The organism is Actinomadura viridis (assembly GCF_015751755.1).
GTDB classification, from domain to species: domain Bacteria; phylum Actinomycetota; class Actinomycetes; order Streptosporangiales; family Streptosporangiaceae; genus Spirillospora; species Spirillospora viridis.
In genome coordinates, this window is record NZ_JADOUA010000001.1 from 2,585,004 (window position 1) to 2,604,410 (window position 19,407).

14 protein-coding genes are annotated in these 19,407 nt (G+C 73.6%); 9 read left to right on the top strand and 5 right to left on the bottom strand.

Annotation, left to right across the window (positions count from 1 at the left end; genetic code table 11):
• Positions 1-47: 47 nt before the first annotated feature.
• The 3 genes from IW256_RS11560 to IW256_RS11570 all read left to right on the top strand — a co-directional run bounded on the left by IW256_RS11560 (position 48) and on the right by IW256_RS11570 (position 4,664).
• Positions 48-1,670, top strand: a complete 1,623-nt coding sequence (locus tag IW256_RS11560; protein ID WP_197010951.1) for an MFS transporter — start codon at positions 48-50, stop codon at positions 1,668-1,670.
• Positions 1,671-1,700: 30 nt separating this feature from the next.
• Complete coding sequence (locus IW256_RS11565; RefSeq protein ID WP_197010952.1) at positions 1,701-2,402, top strand: TetR/AcrR family transcriptional regulator; 702 nt, start codon at positions 1,701-1,703, stop codon at positions 2,400-2,402.
• A 123-nt stretch (positions 2,403-2,525) separates the two neighbouring features.
• Positions 2,526-4,664, top strand: coding sequence for a SpoIIE family protein phosphatase (locus IW256_RS11570; protein ID WP_197010953.1), 2,139 nt, complete (start codon positions 2,526-2,528; stop codon positions 4,662-4,664).
• 131 nt (positions 4,665-4,795) lie between these two features.
• Here the strand turns inward: IW256_RS11570 and IW256_RS11575 are convergent, their stop codons facing one another.
• Both IW256_RS11575 and IW256_RS11580 read right to left on the bottom strand, forming a co-directional pair.
• Positions 4,796-6,592 carry an NAD+ synthase gene (locus IW256_RS11575; protein ID WP_197010954.1) on the bottom strand — a complete coding sequence of 599 codons (1,797 nt, stop codon included), beginning with the start codon at positions 6,590-6,592 and terminating at the stop codon, positions 4,796-4,798.
• A gap of 71 nt (positions 6,593-6,663) precedes the next feature.
• The gene (locus IW256_RS11580; RefSeq protein WP_307828849.1) at positions 6,664-7,956 is read right to left on the bottom strand and encodes an MDR family MFS transporter; all 1,293 of its coding nucleotides are present in this window, start codon (positions 7,954-7,956) and stop codon (positions 6,664-6,666) included.
• A gap of 54 nt (positions 7,957-8,010) precedes the next feature.
• Between IW256_RS11580 and IW256_RS11585 the strand changes: the two genes are divergently transcribed.
• Positions 8,011-9,009, top strand: a complete 999-nt coding sequence (locus IW256_RS11585; protein ID WP_197010955.1) for an ArsR/SmtB family transcription factor — start codon at positions 8,011-8,013, stop codon at positions 9,007-9,009.
• On the opposite strand, the gene IW256_RS11590 is transcribed toward IW256_RS11585, so the two are convergent.
• Positions 9,006-10,058 carry a terpene synthase family protein gene (locus tag IW256_RS11590; protein ID WP_197010956.1) on the bottom strand — a complete coding sequence of 351 codons (1,053 nt, stop codon included), beginning with the start codon at positions 10,056-10,058 and terminating at the stop codon, positions 9,006-9,008. The genes IW256_RS11585 and IW256_RS11590 overlap by 4 nt on opposite strands.
• Before the next feature lie 201 nt (positions 10,059-10,259).
• Here IW256_RS11590 and IW256_RS11595 point away from each other — a divergent pair, with 201 nt between their 5' ends.
• From IW256_RS11595 to IW256_RS11615, 5 genes are all read left to right on the top strand, one after another.
• Positions 10,260-11,114 (top strand): transporter substrate-binding domain-containing protein, encoded by an 855-nt coding sequence (locus tag IW256_RS11595; RefSeq protein ID WP_307828850.1) that lies wholly within the window; start codon positions 10,260-10,262, stop codon positions 11,112-11,114.
• Entirely contained in the window at positions 11,111-11,941 is an 831-nt protein-coding gene (locus tag IW256_RS11600) for an amino acid ABC transporter permease (RefSeq protein WP_307828851.1), read from the top strand. Before IW256_RS11595 ends, IW256_RS11600 begins: the two co-directional genes overlap by 4 nt.
• Positions 11,938-12,753 carry an amino acid ABC transporter ATP-binding protein gene (locus IW256_RS11605; RefSeq protein ID WP_197010957.1) on the top strand — a complete coding sequence of 272 codons (816 nt, stop codon included), beginning with the start codon at positions 11,938-11,940 and terminating at the stop codon, positions 12,751-12,753. The genes IW256_RS11600 and IW256_RS11605 overlap by 4 nt, the downstream gene beginning before the upstream one ends.
• A 367-nt stretch (positions 12,754-13,120) precedes the next feature.
• A complete protein-coding gene (gene glnA / locus IW256_RS11610) occupies positions 13,121-14,482 on the top strand; it encodes a type I glutamate--ammonia ligase (RefSeq protein WP_197016260.1) in 1,362 nt (453 codons plus the stop codon).
• A gap of 175 nt (positions 14,483-14,657) precedes the next feature.
• A complete protein-coding gene (locus IW256_RS11615) occupies positions 14,658-17,879 on the top strand; it encodes a bifunctional [glutamine synthetase] adenylyltransferase/[glutamine synthetase]-adenylyl-L-tyrosine phosphorylase (protein ID WP_307828852.1) in 3,222 nt (1,073 codons plus the stop codon).
• Here the strand turns inward: IW256_RS11615 and IW256_RS11620 are convergent.
• On the bottom strand, positions 17,872-18,720 hold the full coding sequence (locus tag IW256_RS11620) for a phosphatase PAP2 family protein (protein ID WP_197010958.1): 849 nt from the start codon (positions 18,718-18,720) through the stop codon (positions 17,872-17,874). The two genes, IW256_RS11615 and IW256_RS11620, sit on opposite strands and share 8 nt — an antisense overlap.
• A 220-nt stretch (positions 18,721-18,940) precedes the next feature.
• A complete protein-coding gene (locus tag IW256_RS11625; protein WP_197010959.1) occupies positions 18,941-19,339 on the bottom strand; it encodes an OsmC family protein in 399 nt (132 codons plus the stop codon).
• Positions 19,340-19,407: the final 68 nt, after the last annotated feature.

Sequence of the window (19,407 nt, forward strand, 5' to 3'; positions counted from 1 at the left end):
TAGCGAACGTGTTCCCCGGGCCCGCCACCCGGGTTTCAGGGAGGGCCGTGAATCCCGAGACCATCCGGCGACGGCGCTGGTACATCCTCGGCGTGCTGACGTTCAGCCTTCTCGTCGTGGTGCTGGACAACACCATTCTCAACGTCGCCCTGAAGACCATCGCCGACCCCCAGGAGGGGCTCGGCGCCACCCAGAGCCAGCTGGAATGGGCGATCAACTCCTACACGCTGGTCTTCGCCGGGCTGCTGTTCACCTTCGGGGTGATCGGTGACCGGCTCGGCCGCAAGCGGGTGCTGGTCGCCGGCATGGTGATGTTCGGGCTGGCCTCGCTGCTGTCGGCGTACTCGCAGAGTCCCGCGCAGCTGATCGGGGCGCGGGCGCTGATGGGGCTGGGCGGCGCCGCCATCATGCCGCAGACGCTGTCGATCATCACCAACGTCTTCGAGCCGCAGGAGCGGGGCCGCGCGATCGGCATCTGGAGCGGCGCGGTCGGCCTGGCCATCGGCATCGGCCCCATCACCGGCGGGCTGCTGCTGGCGCACTTCTGGTGGGGCTCGGTGTTCCTCATCAACGTGCCGGTGATCGTGGTCGGCGCGGTGCTGATCGCCCTGCTGGTGCCCGAGTCCCGCAACCCCGACCCCGGACGCCTCGACCCGGTGGGGGTGCTGCTGTCGATCGTGGGGCTGGTCACCCTCTCGTACGGGATCATCCAGGGCGGCGAGCGCGGCGCCTGGCTGGAACCCGGCGTGCTCGGGCCGATCGCGGCGGGACTGGCCGTGCTGGCGCTGTTCGCGCGGCACGAGGCGCGCAGCGACCACCCGGCGTTCGACGTGCGGCTGTTCCGCGACCCGCGGCTGTCGGCCGCGGTGGCCGCGATCGCGCTGTGCTTCTTCGCCGCGGCGGGCATGTTCTTCTTCGCGGGCTTCTACCTGCAGTCGGTGCGCGGGCTGAGCGCGTTCCAGTCGGGCGCGATGCTGCTGCCGTTCGCCGTCGCCCAGATCCTCTTCTCCACCCGCAGCGCCGCCATGGTCCACCGGTTCGGCGCCAAGGCGGTCTGCGCCACCGGGCTGCTGCTGGTCGCCGCGGCGCTGGCCTCCTACCCGGTGCTGGGGATCGGGACCGGGACCCCGCTGTGGGTGCTGGGCGCGGTCTTCTTCGTGCAGGGCGCGGGCATGGCCAACGTGATGCCGCCCGCCACCGAGTCGGTCATGTCGGCGCTGCCCCGGGAAAAGGCCGGCGCCGGATCGGCGCTCAACAACACCGCCCGGCAGGTCGCGGTCGCCATGGGCGTGGCCGTGCTCGGCTCGGTGCTCGCCTCCATCTACCGCGGCGAGCTGGCGGAACGGCTGGCCGCGCTGCCGCCCGGCGCCCGTACCGTGGCCGCCGAGTCGATCGAGGGCGCGCACGCGGTGGCCGAACGGCTCGGCGCCGCCGGCCAGGGCCTGATCGGGCCGGCCAACGCCGCCTTCACGGAGGCGATGCGGACCGCGGCGGGCGCCGCGGCGGTGATCGCGTTCCTCGGCGCCCTGGTCGTGCTGAAGTGGATGCCGGGCCGTACCGCGCACCGGGAGCCCGAACGGGCCGAACGGGCCGAACGGGCCGAACGGGGAACCGGACGGGAAAAGGCGCGCGGACGGCGGGCGGCGTCCCGCGAGCGAACCCGGGTGTGAGCGGCGGGCGGGTGTGAGAATGGGGCTCCGATGAGCGAGACGACGACACCGGGCGGCCCGGCGGCCGTGCCCGACCCGGCCGGGCGCGCCCCCGGCCGGCCCCGCAGCGAGCGGGCCGAGAAGGCGATCATCGAGGCCACCCTGGACCTGCTGGCCGAGGAGTCGGGGGTGGCGGGGGTCTCGATCGAGGCCGTGGCCGCCCGCGCCGGCGTCGGCAAGACCACCATCTACCGGCGCTGGCCCAACAAGGAGGCGCTGATCGTGGGGGCGCTGGCCGCGGCCAAGACCCCGCTGCCCGATCCCGAGGGCGCGTCGCTGCGCGAGGACCTCCTGGCCATCGCGCGGGCCATCAGCGCCGAGCGCCGCCACCGGCACGCCCGGTGCTTCTGGAACGTGGTCGGCGGGGCGGAGAAGCATCCCCGGCTGTACGCCCGCTACCGGCACGACGTGATCGAGCCGCGCCGGGAGGTGCTGCGCCGGGTGCTGCGCCGCGGCATGGAACGCGGCGAGATGCGCGCCGACCTCGACCCGGAGGTCGTCATCCAGCTGCTGGTCGGTCCTCTCTCCCTCAAGACCCCGCAGGACCGGCTGCCCGCCGACTTCCCCGATCTCCTCGTGGACACCGTCCTGCGCGGCATCGGCACGAGCACCGGCACGAGCACCGGCACGAGCACCGGCACGCACAGCGGCACGAGCACCGGCACGGGCGCCGAAGAAACCACGCATCCATAGAACTTCTGCGCTAAATACCGGCCAGAGACGTGATCTTCCCCCTTGATCCCGCCTCATGCCCCATACTGGCGCCTGGAGTGATAGGACGACCGGCTGTCTGGAGCACGTCTGGTGAGATCCGTCATGGCGTCGCGAGGCGATGCGTCCACCGCCGAATCGGCCTCCCGCACCCTGGTCCTGGCCATCGACGGCACCGGGCGCGTCGTGCAGTGCGGGCCGAACGCCCGCACCGTGCTGGGATACGAGCCCGCCGACCTGATCGGCAGGGCGGTCACCGACCTGGCCGCGGACGAGGGCAAGGCCAAGGTGGAGGCGCTGCTGGAGGCGCTCGCCTCCGGGCACGAGCACCCCACCGCGCTGGCCGTCCGCCGCGGAAACATCGGCCCCGACGGCGAGCCCTCGGGGGGTGAGGGCGGCACCGCCGACGCGGTGGTGACCGCGCAGCCCATGGTGGGCGCCGCCGGCGGCACGGCGCCGATCGGGCTGCTGCACGTGCGGGTGGCGCTGCCGGTCAGCGCGCGCTACCAGGATCCGGCGCTGATGCGGCGGGCCCTGATGGACGACCAGGTGACCCGGTTCGGCGCCTCGCTCGACCTCGACCAGTCCGCCAGGGGCCTGGTCGACGTGATCGTCCCGCACTACTGCACCGCGGCCTCGGTGCTGGTGCTGGAGAGCCTGGTGGCCGCCGACGAGGTCCACAGCGAGGCGGGCGCGGCCCCGCTGCGCCGCATCGCCGTCACCTCCGACGACGGCAACCCCATGTGGACGGCCACGTTCCCGGCCGGCGAGGTGCTCGTCTACCCGGAGGGCACGCCCTACCGCAAGGTGCTGGAGACCGCCCGGCCGGTGCACCTGCCGCACGTCGACGGCGAGATGTCCGGCGAGATCGCCGCGCGGTGGCGGCGCCGCCCGGTCCGCGAGCTGCTCACCGGCGTGTCGATGGTGCTGCTGCCGCTGATCGCCCAGGACACCCTGCTCGGCTTCATCGCGTGCACCCGGGTGCCCGGCTTCCGGCGGTTCGACGCCTACGACGTCGAGATCGGCATGGAGTTCGCGACCCGCGCCGCCATCGTCATCGACAACGCCCGGCGGTTCAGCCGCGAGCGCGCCACCGCCCTGGCGCTGCAGCGCAGCCTGCTGCCGCACCGCCTGTCGGCGCCGTCCTCGGTCGAGGTCCGGCACCGTTACCTGCCCGGCAGCCAGCTGGTGGAGGTCGGCGGCGACTGGTACGAGTCGATCGCGCTGCCCGGCGCCCGGGTCGCGCTGATCGTCGGCGACGTCGCCGGGCACGGCGTGCGCGCCGCGGTCACCATGGGACGGCTGCGCACCGCCCTGCACACCCTGGCCAACCTGGAGCTCCCCCCGGCCGACGCCCTGCACGTCATGCACGAGCTCATGATCGAGCTGGGCGAGCAGGAGCCGCACTTCGCCACCTGCGTGTACGCGGTGTACGACGCGACGTCGGGCACGCTGGAGGTGGCCTCGGCCGGGCACCTTCCGCCGCTGCTGGCCGCTCCCGGCGGCGCCACCGAGTACCTGGAGGTGCCGCCCGCGCCGCCGCTGGGGGTGTCGGGTTCGGCGACCATCGAGAGCCGCGAGTTCGAGGTCGAGGACGGCAGCGTCTTCGTCATCTACACCGACGGCCTGGTGGAGAACCGCGGCCGCGACATCGACGACGGGCTGGCCAGGCTGCGCGGCATCTTCGGCGAGGGCGCGACCGCCCGGCCGATGGAGGACCTGGCCAAGGCGACCCTGGCGGGCGTCTACGCCGACCACCACCGCGACGACATCGCCGTCCTGCTGGCCCGGCTGCGCCGGCTGCCCGAGGACCGCTTCGGCTCCTGGACGCTGCCGTCCGACCCGGCGGCCGTGCGCCGCGCCCGCGGGCTGGTCCGGGACCGGCTCGACGCCTGGGACCTCGGCGAGCTGACCCACACCACCCAGCTGCTGGTCTCCGAGCTCATCACCAACGCCTACCGCTACGCGCCGGACGAGCCGATCGAGCTGCGCCTGCTGCTGGAGCGCTCGCTGGTCTGCGAGGTCCGCGACCGTTCCGCCGCGCTGCCCCGGCTCCGCCGGGCCGCCGACGACGACGAGAACGGCCGGGGCCTGCTCGTGGTGAGCCAGCTGGCGCACCGCTGGGGGAGCCGCCGCACCGCCACGGGCAAGGTCGTGTGGTGCGAGCAGACCATCCCCGGTGTCGACCCCGAGCCGTACGAGCCGCCGTCCACCTGGCCCGGCCAGAACCACCACCGCGACTGAACGCCCCGGCCCGGGGGCTCCGGAAGGAGCGAACGGGCCGGTGCGGGTCGGGTCAGGCCGGGAGAGGCCGGACCGGTCGGCCCGGGTCGGGCCGGGTCGGTGCGGGTGTGGCCGGTTCGGTCGGGTCCGGGTCAGGCGGGCTCGTGCGGGGTGCGCTCGCGCCAGCGGTTGGTGATCGGCAGGCGGCGGTCGCGGCCGAAGTTCTTCGGCGTGATCTTGGGGCCCGGCGGGTACTGGCGGCGCTTGTACTCGGCCAGGTCGACCAGGCGGATCACCCGTTCCACCAGCGCCGGGTCGTGCCCGGCGGCGACCAGCGCGGCCCGGCCCATGTCGCGTTCGACGTAGTCGACCAGCAGCGGGTCCAGGACGTCGTACGAGGGCAGGGTGTCGCGGTCCCGCTGGTCGGGGCGCAGCTCGGCGGACGGCTCCTTGACGATGATCTCCTCGGGGATCGGCTCCTCCTCGAACGGGTGCAGGAACGGCAGGTCCGAGCCGACCTGGGCGTTGCGCCACCGCGATAGCGTCCAGACCATCGTCTTGGTCAGGTCCTTGATCGGCCCGAAGCCGCCCGCCGAGTCGCCGTAGAGCGTGGAGTAACCGGTCGCGAGCTCGCTCTTGTTGCCGCCGGTCAGGACCAGGTGGCCGAACTCGTTGGACAGCCCCATCCAGATGTTGGCGCGGATGCGGGCCTGGAGGTTCTCGGCGGCCAGGCCGTGCAGGTCCAGCTCGGCCTCGAAGGCGTCCACCATGCCGCGGATCGGGACGATCCGCGAGTTCAGGCCCTGCCGCTTGACCAGCTCCTCGGCGTCGGTGATCGAGCCCTCGGTGGAGTAGCGGCTGGGCAGCAGGAGCACGTGCACGTCCTCGGGCCCGATGGCGTCGGCGGCGATCGTGGCGACCAGCGCCGAGTCGATGCCGCCGGACAGGCCCAGGAGCACCGAGCGGAACCCGTTCTTGCGGACGTAGTCGCGGGTGCCCAGCACCAGCGCCCCGTACACCTCGGCCGGGTCGTCCAGGGGAGGTGCGGCGTAGTGCGGGCGCGGCTCGTAGGCGGGCAGGGTCTCCTCGGTGACGACCCGGTGGTCGATGGAGATCGTGGTGCCGTCCAGGGCGTTGACCGGGCCGGTGACCGGCTCCAGGGACGCGGGCGGCAGGTCCAGGTCGGCCAGCAGCAGGTGCTCGACGAACTGCGGGGCGCGGGCGAGCAGCGCGCCGTCGGCGCCCACGATGACCGAGTCGCCGTCGAAGACCAGCTCGTCCTGGCCGCCGACCAGGTTGACGTAGGCCAGCGCGCACCCCGCCTCGCGGGCGCGATCGGCGCACAGCCGCAGCCGGACGTCGTCCTTGTTGCGCTCGTACGGGGAGGCGTTGATCGCGAGCAGCAGGCCCGCGTCGGCGGTCGAGGTGACGCTGACGGGCCCGCCGTCCTGCCACAGGTCCTCGCAGATCACGGTCGCCACGTCCACGCCGTGGACCCGGACCACCGGCAGCGTGTCACCGCGCACGAAGATGCGGTACTCGTCGAAGACGCCGTAGTTGGGCAGGTGGTGCTTGGCCGAGCGGACCAGGATCTCGCCCCGGTGCAGCCATGCGGCGGCGTCCAGCGGCGAGCCGGCGGGAAGCCCCTGGCGGGCCAGGCTGACCGGGCGGCGGTCCAGGTAGCCGGTGACGACCGGCAGGTCGCCCAGGCCCTCCTCGGCCAGCCGCCGGGCCACGCCGGCCAGGGCGCGCTGGGACGCCTCCACGAACGAGGACCGCAGCGCCAGGTCCTCCACCGGGTAGCCGGTCAGCATCATCTCGGGGAAGGCGACCAGATGCGCGCCGGCCTCGGCGGCGCGGCGGGTCCATTCCACCAGGAGGTCGGCGTTGCCTTCCAGGTCACCGACCGTCGGGTTCACCTGCGCGAGAGCGATCCTGAGCTGTGCCACGTCAACCAGCCTAAGTCGGGAACACGTATCGTCATTATGACGAAAAGTGGGCCGCGGAGCCAGTCGCGTGATTACCCCGATCCGCGCCGCCGTACCGCGGGGGCCAGCGCGAGCTGGCCCGCGGCGGCGGCCAGGGCGAGCGCCAGGCAGGTCAGCCAGAGGGCGGGGGCGCCGACGCCCAGAAGCTGGGTGCCGCCCAGCGGCGCCAGCAGGAACCCGCCCGACCAGGCCAGCCCGTACATACCGCTGTAGGTGCCGCGCAGGTGGTCGGGCGCCAGATCGGCCACCACGGCCTGGAGCACCGACGCGGCGATGATCTCTCCCAGCGTCCAGATCAGGATCGTGACGGTGTACGCCCAGACGGTGGACGCCAGGGAGGTCAGGCCGTAGCCCACGCCGACCACGGCGAAGCCGGCGGCCAGGACGCGGCTGTGGTCGCGGGCGCTGAGCCACGCGTTCACCAGCGGCTGGACGGTGATGATCAGCACCCCGTTGGCGGCGATCGCCAGCCCGTAGGACTGCGGTCCCAGGCCCTGCTCCTTCATCGCCAGCGGCATCGTGGTCATGCCCTGCATCAGCACGAACGTGTAGACGAGCGTGAGCAGCACGTACCCGGCCATCACCCGGTCGCGCAGCACGGCGGTGAACCCGCCGGCCACGCGGACCCGCCGGTCCCGCGGCGGGCGGGTCTCGGGCACCGCGCGCCACACCAGGATCCCGAAGCCCACGCAGGTCAGCGCGTTGATCCAGAAGAGCCACAGGAAGCCCTGCCGGGCCAGCGCGCCGCCGAGCACCATGGCCACGGCCCAGCCCAGGTTGACCGCCCAGAACAGCAGCCCGAACGCGCGCGGCCGGTCGGCCGGCGAGACCAGGTCGGCGACCATCGCCGCGGCGGCGGGCCGGTACATGTCCAGCACCAGGCCGAGCGCGAACGCCGCCGCCACGATCGCGGCGATGCCCTGGACGTACCCCAGCGTCAGCATCGCGGCGCCGGTGGCGAGCGTGGCGGCGGTCAGGGTGAGGCGGCGGCCGGCGCGGTCGGCGAGCACCCCGCCGGCGAGCTGCCCGGCCAGCGAGCCCGCGCCCAGCACGGCCATCACCGCCCCCGCCTGGGCGATCGACAGGCCGCGTGCCGTCGTCAGGTAGAGCCCGAGGAACGGCTCCACCATCGTGCCGAGCCGGTTGAGCAGCATGCCCGCCCACAGCACCCAGAAGGTCCGGGGGAAACCGCCCAGCCGGGGCCGCACGAAGGCGGCCACCCGGCCGGCCGGCGGATCGGAGGGGCCGGAAGGACCGGGCGGGACGGGCGGGACGGGCGGAACGGGGGAGGCCGATGGGCCGGCGTCGGGATCGATTGAGCTCACAGCAGGATCCTGGGAGCGCGCCGGTCCGCGCGACAATGATTTAGTCTCGGCTAAATGATCCAGTTCGTGTTCGGGCCGGACGACGTGGCGCGGGTGCGGTTCGCCTTCTCGCCCCTGTGGGAGCTGGTGCAGGCCCTGCGGGTGATCGCCGACCCCTCCGGCCACGCCCTGCACCTGCCGTGGGTGCGGCGGGTGCGGCCCCGGCTGCGCGGGCTCGACCACGACCTGCTGTCGGAGCTGGTCCCCTCGGCGGGCTACATCCCCGACTTCCTGACCCCGCCTCCGGCCACCCCCGTCCCCGACTTCGCCGCCGAGCTGGAGACCGTGCGGGCGACCCCGCCGGAGACCGTGGCCCGGGAGATCCTCTGGACGCTGCCGGGGAGCGCGCCGGGCCCTGCCCGCCGGGCGCTGGCGGCCGATCCCGGACGCACCCTGGACCGTGTCGCGGGCCAGCTCGAACGGTTCTGGGCGCAGGCCGTCGAGCCGTACTGGGAGCCGATCCGGGACCTGCTCGAAGGCGACGTCCTGCGCCGTACCCGGGCCTTGGGCGCGCACGGCGCCGAGGGCCTGTTCGCGGACCTGCACCGGTCGGTCGTCTGGCGGACCGGCACGCTGACCGTGGACCGGCCGTGGAGCTTCCGGGGAGTGCTGCGCGGACGCGGCCTCCTGCTCGTCCCCAGCGTGTTCGTCTGGCCTCGGGTGTCGGTGATGGTGCCGCCCTACCAGCCGATGCTCAGCTACCCGCCGTACGGGGTGGCGACGCTGTGGGAGGCGGGCCCGGCCGCCCCGCCGGACGCGCTGGCCGCGCTGATCGGACGGCGCCGCGCCCGGCTGCTGAGCGTCCTGGAGACCCCGGCCTCCACCACCGAGCTGGCCCGCCGCCTGGAGGTGACCGCCGGCGCGGTCAGCCAGCACCTGGGCGTGCTGCGCGCGTGCGGGCTGGTCACGGGGCACCGGCTCGGGCGGCGCGTCCTGTACGCGCGGACGAGGGCGGGCGACGCCCTGGTGCGCACGGCGGACGCCGGGCCGACGCGTCCCCTCCCACCGCGCTAGCGGAGCGAGGCCAGGCCGTCCAGGCGGGCCCCGCCCGAGCCGCCGTACCCCTCGGAGGAGCCTTCGGACGGGCTGTAGCGCCCGGACTCGGTGATCCAGTCGATGTGCGCGCGCGGCGCGGCCAGCAGCACGCCGCTCACCTGCCGCGCGGCCTCGCGCTCCCCGTCCGACAGCCGCAGCCGGTCGAGGGTGGCCGCCACCGTCCTCGCCGCCGCCCGCACCTCCTCCACCAGCAGCGCGATGCGGTCGGCGACCCAGTCGCAGGCGCGCGCGGGCTCGATGTCGTAGGCGGCGGACAGGACGATCACATGGTTGTAGACCTCGCCCAGCGCCGACTCCCGGGAGTACGAGGCGAGGTCGTTGGACCAGGCGATCACGTCGGCGGTGCCCTCCAGCAGGAACTGCCAGGCGGGCAGCGCCAGCAGCCGGTTCGGGAGCTCGACGCCCAGCACGGGCTCGATCAGGTCGTAGAGGAACGGGCCGCAGGCCCTCCGGCGCAGCGGCGGGTACTCGTCCGGGCCGGGCATCCGGCGGGTGCGGCGGTGCACGGCCTGGTCGGCGCGGCCCGTCCGGTGCTCCTCCAGGTGCGCCAGGAACCGGCGGCGCCACTCCCGGCTCATCCGCTCCGCGGTCGACCCCCACAGCTCGACCAGCGTGGCCTCCAGCGGCCGCGCCCCCGGCCCGGCGTGGCCCCGGCGCATCGCGCGCAGCAGATCGTCGTACACCGCGTGCACGGTGCTGCCGCTGCCGGCCACGGGGGGCCGGTCGAGGGTGTCGTCCAGCGCGAAGGCCCAGGTCAGCCAGCATGCGAACAGTTCGACCCGGTCGGCCTCGGCGGCCGGGAACAGCCGCGCGGCCAGCCGTTCGCACCGGGCCCGGCCCAGCGGGGAGGTGTCCGGATCGCCCAGCACCAGGCCGCGGGCGCGCGCCCAGGCGTCCACCCGCTCGCCGAGCCGCCAGGCGTCCGGGTGCATGGCCGAGGGGCCGGCCAGGCCGGTGGCCCGGTCGGCGAGGGAGAGCAGCAGTGAGGCGTTCACGACGGGGTCCACGTTATTGAGCGGATCGGCGCCGGGACGACGAGCGCCACGTCAATTTTCGGAAAATGGAAGAGTGGGGGTGGACCGCCCGCACGGCCCTCCGCGCACAATGATCATCTCATCGCGTCCCCCGCCACGGCGGCGGGCCGCGGCGAGGTTCTCCGCGCGGGACCGCGTGGCTCCCGGCGGTCAGTGACGAGCACAGGAGGAAACGTGTCCGGACGAACCCCCCGGCGCCCGGCGGCGGCAGCGGCGGCGGCCGCACTGGCCCTGACGGTGATGACGGGCTGTGGCGGTGACGAGGGCGCCACCGTGCAGGGCGTCAAGCTCATCAAGAAGGGCCAGCTGACCTCGTGCACCCATCTGCCCTATCCGCCGTTCCAGGTGGAGCAGGGCGGCAAGGTGGTCGGCTTCGACGTGGACATGATCGATCTGGTGGCGAAGCGGCTCGGCGTCACCCAGAAGGTCGTGGACACCCCGTTCGAGACCATGAAGACCGGAGCGGCGCTGAACGCCGGCAAGTGCGACATCGTCATGGGCGGTATGACGATCAAGCAGGACCGGGTGCAGTTCATGGACGTCTCCAAGCCGTACTTCGACGCCACCCAGGCGCTGATGGCCAAGAAGGACAGCGGCGTGACCTCGCTCGACGACGTCAAGAACCGCAAGCTGAAGCTGGGCTCCCAGGCGTCCACCACCGGCGAGGACTATGTGAAGGAGAAGGGGCTGGACCCCCGCTCGTTCGACAACTCCCTCGCGGAACTGGACGGGCTGCGCACCGGGCAGGTCGACGTCATCGTGCAGGACTACCCGGTCGTGCAGGGCTGGCTGAAGGAGCCGGCCAACGCCGCCAAGTACGCCATCGTGGCCAACCTCAACACCGGTGAGCAGTACGGCTTCTGGATCCGCAAGGGCCACAACCCCAAGCTCGTGGAGCTGACCAACCAGGCCATCGAGGGCGCCAAGGCCGACGGCACGTACAAGAAGATCTACGAGAAGTGGATCGGTCCCATGCCCAAGCCGGGCGGTGCCGGCGGCGCGGGCGGAAGCGGCGGCGGTACCTCGTGACGGCCGAGCCGATGAAGACGGCCGCGCCGCCGGGGATGTCCCGGCGGCGCCGCCGTCAGCTGGTCCTGGGCGGCCAGTACGGGCTGTTCGCCGCGGCCGTCCTGGTGGTCGTGCTGCTGGCGGACTGGCCGCAGCTGCGGGCCAACTTCGCCAACCTGGACGTGGCCCGCGAGCTCTTCCCGGACATCCTGACGATCGGCCTGCTCAACACCGCCGTCTACACCGGGCTCGGGTTCGTGCTCGGGCTGGTGCTGGGGCTGGTCCTGGCGCTGATGCGGCTGTCGTCGGTGGCGCCGTACCGCTGGTTCGCCACCGTCTACATCGAGATCTTCCGCGGCCTGCCGCTGCTGCTGATCTTCATCTTCGTCAGCGTCGGGGTGCCGCTGGCCTTCCCGGGCAGCAACGTCCCCGGCGGCGTGGCGGGGCAGGCCGGCCTGGCGCTGGGCCTGGCCGCCGCCGCGTACATGGCCGAGACGATCCGGGCCGGGATCGAGGCGGTGCCGCGGGGCCAGCTGGAGGCGGCGCGCTCGCTGGGCATGTCGTACGGCCGCGCGATGCGCTCGATCATCATCCCGCAGGCGTTCCGCATCATCATCCCGCCGCTCACCAACCAGCTGGTGCTGCTGTGCAAGGACTCCTCGCTGGTGCTGTTCCTGGGCGTCACGCTGGAGCAGCGGGAGCTGACCAAGTTCGGGCGTGACCTGGCCGGGCAGCAGGGCAACACCACCCCGATCATCGTGGCCGGGATCTGCTACCTGCTGCTGACGATCCCGCTGAGCCTGCTGGCCCGGCGGCTGGAGGCCCGGCAGCAGAGGGGACGGCGATGAACGAGACCGCGGGCGCGCCGATCGCGTCCGGTGCCGCCTCGGAGGGCGGCACCGGCCCCGGGGGCGTCATCGAGATCAGGGACCTGCACAAGTCGTTCGGGTCCAACGAGGTGCTGCGCGGCATCGACTTCCATGTCGAGGCCGGCGAGGTGGTCTGCGTGATCGGCCCCTCCGGGTCGGGCAAGTCCACGCTGCTGCGCTGCGTCAACCTGCTGGAGCAGCCCTCCGCGGGGACGGTCCGGGTGGCGGGCGCGGAGATCACCGACCCGGACGTCGACATCGACGCCGTCCGGCGCCGGATCGGGATGGTGTTCCAGTCGTTCAACCTCTTCCCGCACCTGACCGCGCTCGGGAACGTCACGATCGCCCAGCGCAAGGTGCTGCGGCGCGGCAAGGCGGAGGCCGACCGGGTGGCCCGCGAGGTGCTGGGCCGGGTCGGGCTGGCCGACAAGGTCGGCTCCTATCCCGCCCAGCTCTCGGGCGGCCAGCAGCAGCGGGTGGCGATCGCCCGGGCGCTGGCCATGGGTCCGGAGGTGATGCTCTTCGACGAGCCGACCTCCGCGCTGGACCCCGAACTGGTGGGGGACGTGCTCGGCGTCATGCGGGAGCTGGCCGAGGAGGGCATGACCATGCTGGTGGTCACCCACGAGATGGGCTTCGCCCGCGAGGCGGCCGACCGGGTGGTGTTCATGGACGGCGGCGTCGTGGTCGAGGAGGGGCCCCCGTCCCAGGTGATCGCCGACCCCCGGCACGAGCGCACCCGCGCGTTCCTGTCCCGCGTCCTGAACCCGGCCGCGGGGACGGAGTCATGAGAGCCGCGGGAACGGAGTCATGAGAACGGTGTGAAAGGCGCCCTGCCGGGCATGGCGGCCGGCGGAGGGAACCCGTTTCCCGCCGCCGCCCGCCGTGCCGGGCACCCCGGGATGTATGGCAGAGTTTGGAACGGTGTTATGAGTGGTTTCGCCCCGTGTCGAAGCGGCGCCCGTTACCTGTAACGTCGCGGTAACAGCGACCGGGCATACTGCAGGCTAGCCGGATCTGTCGATCCCAGCGTGAACGCGTGACCTGCGCGAACGCGTGGACGGTGACGGGACGGGCAAGGCTCGAGGCAGGAGGCGCCGGCGCGGCCGGCGCCGGACGGCGTCAGCGAGAGGCACGGCATCGTCAAGGGAGATGGCTTTGGACCGTCAGCAGGAGTTCGTGCTCCGCACGCTGGAGGAGCGCGACATCCGCTTCATCCGGCTGTGGTTCACCGACGTGCTCGGGTTCCTGAAGTCCGTCGCGGTGGCGCCCGCCGAGCTGGAGGGGGCCTTCGCGGAGGGCATCGGCTTCGACGGGTCGGCGATCGAGGGGTTCGCCCGGGTCTACGAGGCCGACATGATCGCCAAGCCCGACCCCTCCACGTTCCAGGTGCTGCCCTGGCGTAGCGAGGCCCCCGGCGTCGCCCGCATGTTCTGCGACATCCTCATGCCCGACGGCACGCCCAGCTTCGCCGACCCGCGCTACGTGCTCAAGCGGGCGCTGGCCCGCGCCGCCGACCTCGGCTTCACCTTCTACACCCATCCCGAGGTGGAGTTCTTCCTGCTGAAGGACCGCCCCGAGGACGGGCGCGAGCCCGAGCCGGTGGACGCGGGGGGCTACTTCGACCACACCCCGCACAGCGCCGCGCACGACTTCCGGCGCAACGCGATCATGATGCTGGAGTCGATGGGCATCTCGGTGGAGTTCAGCCACCACGAGGGCGCCCCCGGCCAGCAGGAGATCGACCTGCGGTACGCCGACGCGCTCACCACCGCCGACAACATCATGACCTTCCGCCTGGTCATGAAGGAGGTCGCGCTGGAGCAGGGGGTGTTCGCCTCCTTCATGCCCAAGCCGTTCACCGAGCACCCGGGCTCGGGCATGCACACGCACATGTCGCTGTTCGAGGGCGACCGCAACGCCTTCTACGAGCCGGGCGCCGAGTTCCAGCTCTCCAAGGTCGGCCGCGCGTTCATCGCCGGCGTGCTGCGGCACTCGGCGGAGCTGACCGCCGTCTGCAACCAGTTCGTCAACTCCTACAAGCGGCTGTGGGGCGGCGTGGGGTCGACGGCGGGCGCCGGCGGCGAGGCCCCGTCCTACATCTGCTGGGGCCACAACAACCGCTCCGCGCTGGTCCGCGTCCCGATGTACAAGCCGCAGAAGGGCCACGCGACGCGGATCGAGTTCCGCTCGCTGGACACCGCGGCCAACCCCTACCTGGCGTTCGCGGCCATCCTCGGCGCCGGCCTCAAGGGCATCGAGGAGGGGTACGAGCTGCCGCAGGGCGCCGAGGACGACGTGTGGGCGCTGACCTCGGCCGAGCGGCGGGCGCTGGGCATCGAGCCGCTGCCGCAGAGCCTGGACGAGGCCATCCGCACGATGGAGCGCAGCGAGCTGATGGCCGACGTCCTGGGCGAGCACGTCTTCGACTTCTTCCTGCGCAACAAGCGCGCGGAATGGGAGGAGTACCGCCGCCAGGTCACCGAGTTCGAGCGCAGGCGCCTGATCGCGGTGCTCTGACCCCCGCCGCCGACCCCGGCCCACCCGGCGAACCGGACGCGGACCTCCGAACGGCCCTCGATACGGCATCGGGAACCGCGGTGGCCGGGTCCGGTCCGCCGAACGCAGCGAAATTGCAATCTTTCGCGGCCCGGATTCCCCTCCCTTGCCGGGTCGCCCGATTACGGTTGAGGCCGTGAGCGTGCCCTGGACACCTGATCGCCGTCCCTCTCTCACCGGGCGCCTGGCCCGGCTGGGTTTCACCGACGCGGGGCGCGCGGAGCGCTCCCTGCTGGAGGCCGGAGGCGAGGGGGGCGGCGGGCCCTCCGACGAGCTGCTGGACGCCCTGGGCGCCACGGCCGACCCCGACCTGGCCCTGCAGGGGCTGCTGCGGCTGCTGGCCGCCGCGGACGAGGCCGGGGCGGGCGGGGAGCTGCGGGCCGTCCTGGACAAGGACACCGCGACCCGGGAGCGGCTGCTGGCCGTCCTGGGCGTGAGCGCCGCGCTCGGCGACCATCTCGCCCGCCACCCGGATCACTGGCGGGCCCTGCGCGACGATGGACCGATCCAAGCGGTTCCCGCCGAGCGCGCCGTCCCGGTGTCCGCCACCGCGCCCGCCACCGCGCCCGCCACCGCGCCCGCCACCGAGCAAGGCACCGAGCAAGCCACCGCCCCCGGTGCCGCCCCGGATGCCGCCGCCGGCGCCGTTCCCGGCGCGGAGGAGGGCGCCCCCGTGACCCGCCCGCCCGCCGAGGCGCTCCGCGCCGCTCTGCTGAACGCCGTGGGCGCCGACCCCGTGGCGCCCGACCCGGTGGCGCGGGACGCCGGGCCGCGATCCCTGGTGGCACTGCGCGCCGAGTACCGGCGGCACCTGCTGGCCCTCGCGGGCCGCGACCTGACCGGTGTCGCGGACGTCGGCGAGGTGGCCGCCGAACTGGCCGACCTGGCCGCCGCCGCCCTGGAGGCGGGCCTGGCCATCGCCCGCGCCGAGGTCCCCGAGCACGGCACCTGCCGGCTGGCGGTGATCGGCATGGGCAAGTGCGGCGGCCGGGAGCTCAACTACGTCAGCGACGTCGACGTGATCTTCGTGGCGGAGGCCCGGGAGGGCGCCGACGAGGACGCCGCGCTGCGCGCCGCCGGCCGCCTCGCCTCCGCCATGATGCGCGCCTGCTCGGCCTCCACGCCCGAGGGCTCCCTCTGGGAGGTGGACGCGGCCCTGCGGCCCGAGGGCAAGTCCGGGCCCCTGGTCCGCACCCTGGCCAGCCACCGCGCCTACTACGAGCGCTGGGCCAAGACCTGGGAGTTCCAGGCCCTCCTCAAGGCCCGGCCCGTCGCCGGCGACCCCGAGCTGGGCGACCGCTACCTCGCCACCATCACCCCGCTGGTCTGGAAGGCCGCCGCGGGGGAGCGGTTCGTCGAGGACGTCCAGGCCATGCGGCGCCGCGTGGAGACCCATCTCAACCAGCGCACCGCCGAGGCCGAACGCCAGCTGAAACTGGGCCCGGGCGGGCTGCGGGACGTGGAGTTCGCCGTCCAGCTGCTCCAGCTGGTGCACGGCCGGGCGGACGAGGACCTCCACGAGGCCAACACGCTGGAGGCGCTGAGCAGGCTGTCCCAGGGCGGGTACGTGGGACGCGACGACGCCGCCGCGCTCACCTCCGCCTACCGCTTCCTGCGGCGCGTGGAGCACCTCGTCCAGCTGCACCGGCTGCGCCGTACCCACCTGGTCCCCGACGACCCCGCCGGCCTGCGCCGCCTCGGCCGCGCACTGGGCCTGCGCACCGAGCCGATCGGCGAGTTCACCGCGCTGTGGCGCCGGCACGCCCGCGAGGTGCGCCGCATCCACGAGAAGCTCTTCTACCGCCCGCTGCTGCGCGCCGTGGCCAGGCTCCCGGAGGAGGAGGCCCGGCTCACCCCGGAGGCCGCCAGGACCCGGCTGGTGGCGCTGGGCTACAACGACCCCGCCGGGGCGCTGCGGCACATCGAGGCGCTCAGCTCGGGGGTCTCGCGCCGCGCCGCCATCCAGCGGACCCTGCTGCCGGTGATGCTCGGCTGGTTCGCCGACGCCCCCGACCCCGACGCGGGCCTGCTCGGCTTCCGCAAGGTCAGCGACGCCCTCGGCACCACCCCGTGGTACCTGCGGCTGCTGCGCGACGAGGTCAGCGTGGCCGAGCGGATGGCCTGGGTGCTGGGCTCCAGCCGCTACGCCACCGACCTGCTGCTGCGCGCCCCCGAGGCGGTGACCATGCTGGGCGACGCCGCCGGGCTGGCCCCGCGGCCGTACGACGCGCTGCGCACCGAGGCGCTGGCCGCCGTGCGCCGGCACGCCGACGGCGCGGGCGGCGGCCTCGCGCGGGCGGCGGCCGAGGACGCGGTCGCGGTGGTGCGCGGGCTGCGCCGCCGCGAGCTGTTCCGGGTCGCCGTGGCCGACCTGCTGGAGATGACCGACGTCCGCGCGGTCGGCGAGGCGCTCACCGACATCGCCGCCGTCACGGTCGAGGCCGCGCTGCGGGCCGCCGTCAGCGAGATCGAGGCCGAGCGCGGCGGGCCGCTGCCGACCCGGATGGCGGTCGTGGCGATGGGCCGGTTCGGCGGCCACGAGCTGGGCTACGGCAGCGACGCCGACGTGATGTTCGTGCACGACCCGCTGCCCGGCGCCGACGAGCGGGAGGCGGGCCGCGCCGCCCACGCGGTGGCCGAGGAACTGCGCAGGCTGCTGGCGCTGCCGGCCCCCGACCCGCCGCTGGAGATCGACCCCAACCTGCGGCCGGAGGGCCGGCAGGGGCCGCTCGTGCGCACGCTGGCGTCCTACGCCGCCTACTACGCCCGCTGGTCGGAGCCCTGGGAGAGCCAGGCGCTGCTGCGCGCCGACCCGATCATCGGCGACCCGGAGCTGTGCGAGCGCTTCCGCGCCCTGATCGACCCGGTCCGGTGGCCGGAGGACGGCATCGACGACGACGCCGTACGGCAGATCCGGCGGCTCAAGGCGCGGATGGAGTCCGAGCGGCTGCCGCGCGGCGTGGACCGGCGGCTGCACACCAAGATGGGACCCGGCGGGCTGGCGGACGTGGAATGGGTGGCGCAGCTGCTCCAGCTCCGCCACGCGCACGAGTTCCCCGCCCTGCGGACCACCCGTACCCTCGCCACGCTGGAGGCCGCCACCGCGGCCCGCCTGCTCGACGGGGAGGACGCCCGGGAACTGGCCGAGGCGTGGCGGCTGGCGACCCGCATCAGGGGCACGATGATGCTGGTCCGGGGGCGCGCCTCGGACCTGCTGCCCACCGACCACCACAAGGAGCGCAGCGCCGTCACCCGCGTCCTGGACTACCCCGGCACCGGCGACCTGCTGGAGGACTACCGCAGGCACGCCCGCCGGGCCCGCGCCGTCGTGGACCGCGTCTTCTACGGGGTCACCTGACCGGCCGCCGGGCGCCGCGCACCCGCCCGCCCAGCCTCCTCAGCTCGGCCGGGTACCGGTGGTAGAGCACCCAGGACAGGCCCAGCGCGGCGGCGATCAGCGCGAACCCCGCGACCGCGTCCACCAGGTAGTGGTTGGCGGTGGCCAGGATGACCAGCACCGTGGTCAGCGGGTAGAGCACCCCGAGGGCCTTGACCCAGCGGCGGGTGGCCAGCCGCACCAGCACGAAGCCGCACCACACGGCCCAGCCGGCGTGCATCGAGGGCATCGCCGCGTACTGGTTGGTGAACGTCGCCGACGCGTCGCTGGCGTACAGCCCCATCGACTGCAGCGCCGTGACCGGGTCGACGAACCCCTCGTCGTGCAGGAAGCGCGGCGGGGCCAGCGGGTAGAGCCAGAAGCCGATCAGCGCCACCCCGGTCGCCACCATGATCCCGGTGCGCAGCCAGCGGTAGTCGTGCGGGCGGCCGCGGTACAGCCAGATCACCACGCCGAGCGTCACCGCGAAGTGCGCGGTGGCGTAGAAGATGTTCGCGGCGCGGGCGAGCCAGGGCAGCTGCAGCAGCGTCTGGTTCAGGCCCAGCTCGACGTCGATCCCCAGGGACCGCTCGGCGGCCAGGATCTGGTCGGCGTGCGCGAACGCCGGGCCCGTGCCGTCCTGGACCAGCACGAGGCGCGTGAGCGTGTAGGCGGTGTAGAAGAGCGCGATCAGCAGCAGTTCCCGCCATACCGGGGGAGCGACGAGCGCCCGCGGCAGGGGTGGGCGTCCGTCGTGCCGCGGGGCGCCGCGGCGGGCCTCGTCTTCGCGGCCTCGGGGGGTCGCCGGGGCGGTTTGCGCCATGCTGGTAACTGTGCCGCCCGGTGATCGATTTGTGATCACCGGGGCGAACGGTCTTCGTCTCAGACCTGAGTAGTACGCATCCCTCGCTTTATCCGGTCTTTCGGGTGAGTTGATCGTGAATTCTTCGGTCGCCGGAGGTCAGAACGTCACCCGAAGTCGTACTCCAGGACGAGGGCGCCTCATCCCCGCACGGTCTACTCGGGCCGTCCACTCGGGCCGTCTACTCGGGCAGGACCTGCTCCACCGTCATGGGCTCCTTGAGGGCGTTGCCGACCGTGCAGTAGCTCGCGTGCACCCGCCGGGCCACCGCGGCGAAGACCTCGGCCGCCTTCTCGTCGCCCTCCGGCAGCTCCACGTCGTACTCGACGGTCACGGTGCCCAGCCGGCTGGTGGCGATCTTCTCGGCCCGGACGGTCGCGGCCAGCCTCACCAGCCGGTGACCGCGCTGCGCCGTCAGCGGCTCCACGGTGACCAGCTCGCAGCCGCCCAGCGCCGCCAGCAGCAGCTCCACGGGCGAGAACACGCCCTCCTCGTCGGCCGAGCCGATCGCCACCCGCGCGCCGCGCTCGTTGGTCGCCTCGAACCCGTCGTCGGTACGCCGCACGTTCACCGTGGCCATGAGAACCCCTTTGATCGTTTCCGCCGCCGACCATCGAAACATGCCCGCCGCGCGGGTTCTTCCCCGGC

What these genes read in the sequence shown, in the direction of transcription:
- IW256_RS11565 (WP_197010952.1), top strand. Translation starts at nt 1,701, where the DNA reads ATGAGCGAGACGACGACACCGGGCGGCCCGGCGGCCGTGCCCGACCCG.
- IW256_RS11570 (WP_197010953.1), top strand. Translation starts at nt 2,526, where the DNA reads ATGGCGTCGCGAGGCGATGCGTCCACCGCCGAATCGGCCTCCCGCACC.
- IW256_RS11585 (WP_197010955.1), top strand. Translation starts at nt 8,011, where the DNA reads ATGATCCAGTTCGTGTTCGGGCCGGACGACGTGGCGCGGGTGCGGTTC.
- IW256_RS11605 (WP_197010957.1), top strand. Translation starts at nt 11,938, where the DNA reads ATGAACGAGACCGCGGGCGCGCCGATCGCGTCCGGTGCCGCCTCGGAG.
- IW256_RS11620 (WP_197010958.1), bottom strand. Translation starts at nt 18,720, where the DNA reads ATGGCGCAAACCGCCCCGGCGACCCCCCGAGGCCGCGAAGACGAGGCC.
- IW256_RS11625 (WP_197010959.1), bottom strand. Translation starts at nt 19,339, where the DNA reads ATGGCCACGGTGAACGTGCGGCGTACCGACGACGGGTTCGAGGCGACC.